The sequence below is a fragment of the Tatumella sp. JGM130 genome, assembly GCF_018257525.1.
Classification (GTDB): domain Bacteria; phylum Pseudomonadota; class Gammaproteobacteria; order Enterobacterales; family Enterobacteriaceae; genus Tatumella; species Tatumella punctata.
In genome coordinates, this window is the sequence record NZ_JAERJS010000063.1 from 1 (window position 1) to 4,023 (window position 4,023).

Consider the following 4,023-nt stretch of genomic DNA (forward strand, 5'->3'; position numbering starts at 1 on the left):
ATGGAAACCGTCAGCCCGTTTCCCGGCAGAAAACAGGGTCTGGCAAAAGTGTAGCGGTATTAGGCGCAGCTATTTAGCGCTGTTGTAAGAGTTTACAGAAAAGAATTTATTACCTCTAACGAAATACAATTCCCTGAGAATCTGTTTTTTGAGGATGTTCTGTTTCATGAAAAATGTATATTAAATGCAAAGAAAATTGCTCTTTTAAACAAAACGCTGTTGCTTTATCGCGTAAACAGAGAGGGGCAAACCACCGGCTCCTTCGGAAAGAAAAGGCAGGATATACTGAAGGTTATTGAACTTATCATATCAGATTATTCAAAAATAAGAGTGACTGATGATATCTGGGCTAACCTCATTGGACTTTTAATCAGGATGAATGTTTGGTGCAGTGAAAATTGCGCTTATGAAGATAAAGCCGATTTTGTCAAAAGATCAGTTTCTTTGTTTTCTGAAATCCCCAAAAACGTAATTGAAATTTATATGAAAGAATATTCATACAACGACTGGGAAGCAAAGCTGTGTAAAGCCTTCATAGAAGGAAATGAAAAAGTATTAAATATCAGCGCTGAAGGTGGTTACCCCATTTTTGATAATGTGCAAGAACCATTTCATACATACGAAAATAAAGTTTCCTTAGATTCTATTGATGGGAAAATAGAGCATCTTTTCTCTCAGCAAAAAGAGGGATGGGCACATGACCGCTTTAATGTTTTGAATGCTAAGTTAGAAAGCCTGGTCGCTCTGAATAAAGAATTAAACGAAAAATTAGGGCGTAAGGTTTCAGTTTCAGCGGTCATTAAAAAAATATTTAAGGGATAAGATATGTTAAGAATTGAGTCTTTTGAATCTCTAATGGAAGAGATGAAGTTTTCCTTGGTGGATGAGTCGTTGGCGAAAAATGATTATGACAGATTAATCAGTAGCTACTATGGAAAATCTTGCAATCCATTAATGTTTTTTGAGAATTTACTAATCATTGGCGCCAGATCCGGATTAGAATTTTTAATTGCCAAAAGAGTGAATTGCAACGCTGTTGTTCATATTGTTGAAAATAATAAATCAATTTTAGAAAAAATAAATAAACTTAACCTTGATAATGTTACTGTTTTTTCTTCATTTCATGAATATATAAATTCTGTTGAATCTAAAAAATATGATTACGTCAGAATCGATAAAGTTAATTTTACATTAGATTTGGTGGCTCAGTTATATTCGAAGCATAATATTTCATCAATCTGTGGAGAATTTAATGAAGCTGATTGTAAGCCGCTAACGCTTTACAGGTTGAGCAGGGAAAATTGTGATTCGTTTTTCTTCAACATCAAAGATAAGAATTATAATGTTGCAGGCGTTCGTAAGCGGATTAATCAGCCTGAAGTGTCAGTAGTAGTTGCAGCCTATGGCGTTGAAAATTATTTAGATGAATGTATTTCATCAATAGTACATCAATCTCTTAAACATATTGAAATACTTATTGTTGATGATGGCTCTATAGACGGCACTGGAAAAAAAGCAGACGAATGGCATAACAGATTTCCAGATATAGTGCGAGTAATCCATAAAGAAAATGGCGGATGTGCTTCTGCGCGCCTGGCAGGCATGAAAGAAGCGCAAGGCGAGTATGTCGCATTCGTTGATGGTGATGACTGGGTTGAACAACCAATGTATGAGGATTTGTTCGAGTCTGCTGCGTTGCATAATTCTGAAATAGCGCAATGTGGTTTTTACGAGTTTTTCGCTGATCAAACTAAAAATTACTATTCAACGTCCTGGGGGGCTGATGGTCAGAACGGGACTACCGGATTGGTTAGAGATCCTACAGAATACCTGACGTTAATGCCCTCTATCTGGAGAAGAATTTATAAGACATCTTTTCTGAAAAAACATAGTATTGAATTTCCTGTGCAGATAAGAAGACATGATGATTTGCCATTTGCATTTATGACTATTGCCCGCGCAAAAAGAATAAGTGTAATACCTGATTGCTATTATGCTTACAGGCTTAACCGTCCTGGTCAGGATGTCGGTGCAACAGATGAACGTCTTTTTATTCACTTTGAGATTTTTGAATGGCTTTATGAGCAAGTCAGACCCTGGGCCTCAATGACAATCATGAGTAACATGAGACTTGTCGAAATCGGGACGCATAGCTGGGTTTTAAGTAGATTAGATAATCATTTGAAAAGTGATTATTTAAATAAATCCATATCTGGTATTCGTAAGAGATATAATAATTATGAGTTAGATGATGGCTGGCTAGACAGGCTTAACCAGGCTAGCCGTTAAATCATCAGAGTTGTTATTTGGAAATGAATTTATTGATTATTGCTAATGCACCTTCTAAAGAAATCATTTTTTTATCTTTAGTCTGTGTGTTAGCAATGATTTTGGAAAATAAATGTTTTTTTTCACACGCCATAGCTTTCATATCATTTGATGATGTTGATTTTTCTAAATCTAAAGGAAGTCAATAATCAAGGGCTTCGCTGAGTTTCTCATGGCTTAATATTGACCATTAACCGCCCATATCTGTTACTGACTTATGCTTGTTTCTGTAATATTCATTTTGATATACAGCTATTCCGCTAACTTTAAGCATTGAATAAATTAAGTTAACATGATACCTGGAAGATATGACAAAACTGTTTGGGTTAAAAGGTACGCCATTAATTAATACTTCATGCCCCGTAATAAACTCTATATCAATTCCATTTGCTAAGGCGTTGTTAAATATATCCCTTGAAAATGGGATATTATCTTCCGGTGCTGCTTCGATTATTATTATCTTTTTAATTCCCCTGGATTTTAATTCATTAAATATTTCATCGGTGAATATTTTTTCTATCAGTGACTGACCTTCGAATAAATGGCTTTGCAATGATAGTATTAATGCGGGCTGACTTTTATTTATCCCCAGCATATTTGGTTCATTTAAGGCCAGAAGAGCGTCATCTCCTGTAAAAGAAGCTTCCGGAATAAAATCCTTTGAGGCTTTGTCTCTTACATCTATTATGTCGAGGCTTTTAAAAAGGTTAGCTACATTTTCATCTTCTACGTGTGGATAAAGACCCAGACCAGTTGCATAAACAGGTATTTTATGAATTTGTGAATAAATATATGCTATGCTGAGTAATGCGTAGTTGCCAGGCCAAAGTGAATTTATATAACCGCCACCTATAAAGTGAATCGCATCAAATGTTTCGAAACCTTCAAATTCTGACATTATGTCATCGGTTGATATTGTTAATCCCGTGGCCGCCTTTGCTCGTAAATTATCAAATATATTAAAAAAATTTAATGAGTGAGGTTCAACTGAATAAGCATCTTTTAAAACAATGTCAGGACTGAATCCACTGACTGAGACTTTAGTCTCATTGTTTTTAAGATACCCGGCTATGCAGCAATTTAATATGAATTCGTCTCCAAAATTACCGCCACCAACCGCACCAACTAAATTTATTTTCATAAGTTTTCCTTTTGCTTTTATTTTATCCTACACAATGAAATTAAGAGTTCCAATGCGGATGTATCTTAAATTTTTTATTCGGGATTATAGTTGGTAACCGTGATAACTTTATCTTCTGACAAATGGTTGACTTCTTCATTTTTTGTAATGGAATCAATCCATTGAGAATAAATACGCGACCAGCCTTTTCTGCGCCACCAAACCCGTCGGTGTTGTTGGGAATAATACCCGTCATCTGCGGCTGCACGCGGTCGGTAAGTTTCAGGATAGTTATCACCCCCGTTTTTAACTGAGGCGATGAACCGGATTAGTTCATACGATTAATATGCTGCATCGGTGTAAACGCATTCAGTGGCATATTCGGTCGTTTATGATGATAGAACCATTGCCATTTTGTCGCATATTCCTGCAACTCATTCAATGATGAAAATAGTGGCTGGCTCAGCCAGTTATAGCGTACTGTCAGGCGACAACGCTCAAGGTGAGCATTCTGCGGCGGCGGCAACGCCGATAGGTTCAGCGAGCATCAGGGCTTCATCGCAGAATTCGGGGGG

Annotated in this window: 3 protein-coding genes and 1 pseudogene; 2 read left to right on the top strand and 2 right to left on the bottom strand. The window is 36.5% G+C overall.

Translation table 11 applies throughout. The features are described 5' to 3' along the window. Window positions 1–330: 330 nt before the first annotated feature. Both JK211_RS16505 and JK211_RS16510 read left to right on the top strand, forming a co-directional pair. On the top strand, window positions 331–822 hold the full coding sequence (locus tag JK211_RS16505) for a hypothetical protein (protein ID WP_212709706.1): 492 nt from the start codon (window positions 331–333) through the stop codon (window positions 820–822). Between the two features lie 3 nt (window positions 823–825). Continuing rightward, window positions 826–2,289, top strand: coding sequence for a glycosyltransferase (locus JK211_RS16510; RefSeq protein WP_212709707.1), 1,464 nt, complete (start codon window positions 826–828; stop codon window positions 2,287–2,289). A 229-nt stretch (window positions 2,290–2,518) separates the two neighbouring features. Here JK211_RS16510 and JK211_RS16515 read toward each other — a convergent pair whose 3' ends face one another. Both JK211_RS16515 and JK211_RS16520 read right to left on the bottom strand, forming a co-directional pair. Continuing rightward, window positions 2,519–3,469 (bottom strand): polysaccharide pyruvyl transferase family protein, encoded by a 951-nt coding sequence (locus JK211_RS16515; protein ID WP_212709708.1) that lies wholly within the window; start codon window positions 3,467–3,469, stop codon window positions 2,519–2,521. A 307-nt stretch (window positions 3,470–3,776) separates the two neighbouring features. Then, a pseudogene (locus JK211_RS16520) lies at window positions 3,777–3,968 on the bottom strand (integrase core domain-containing protein); the annotation flags it as partial. Window positions 3,969–4,023 lie beyond the last annotated feature (55 nt).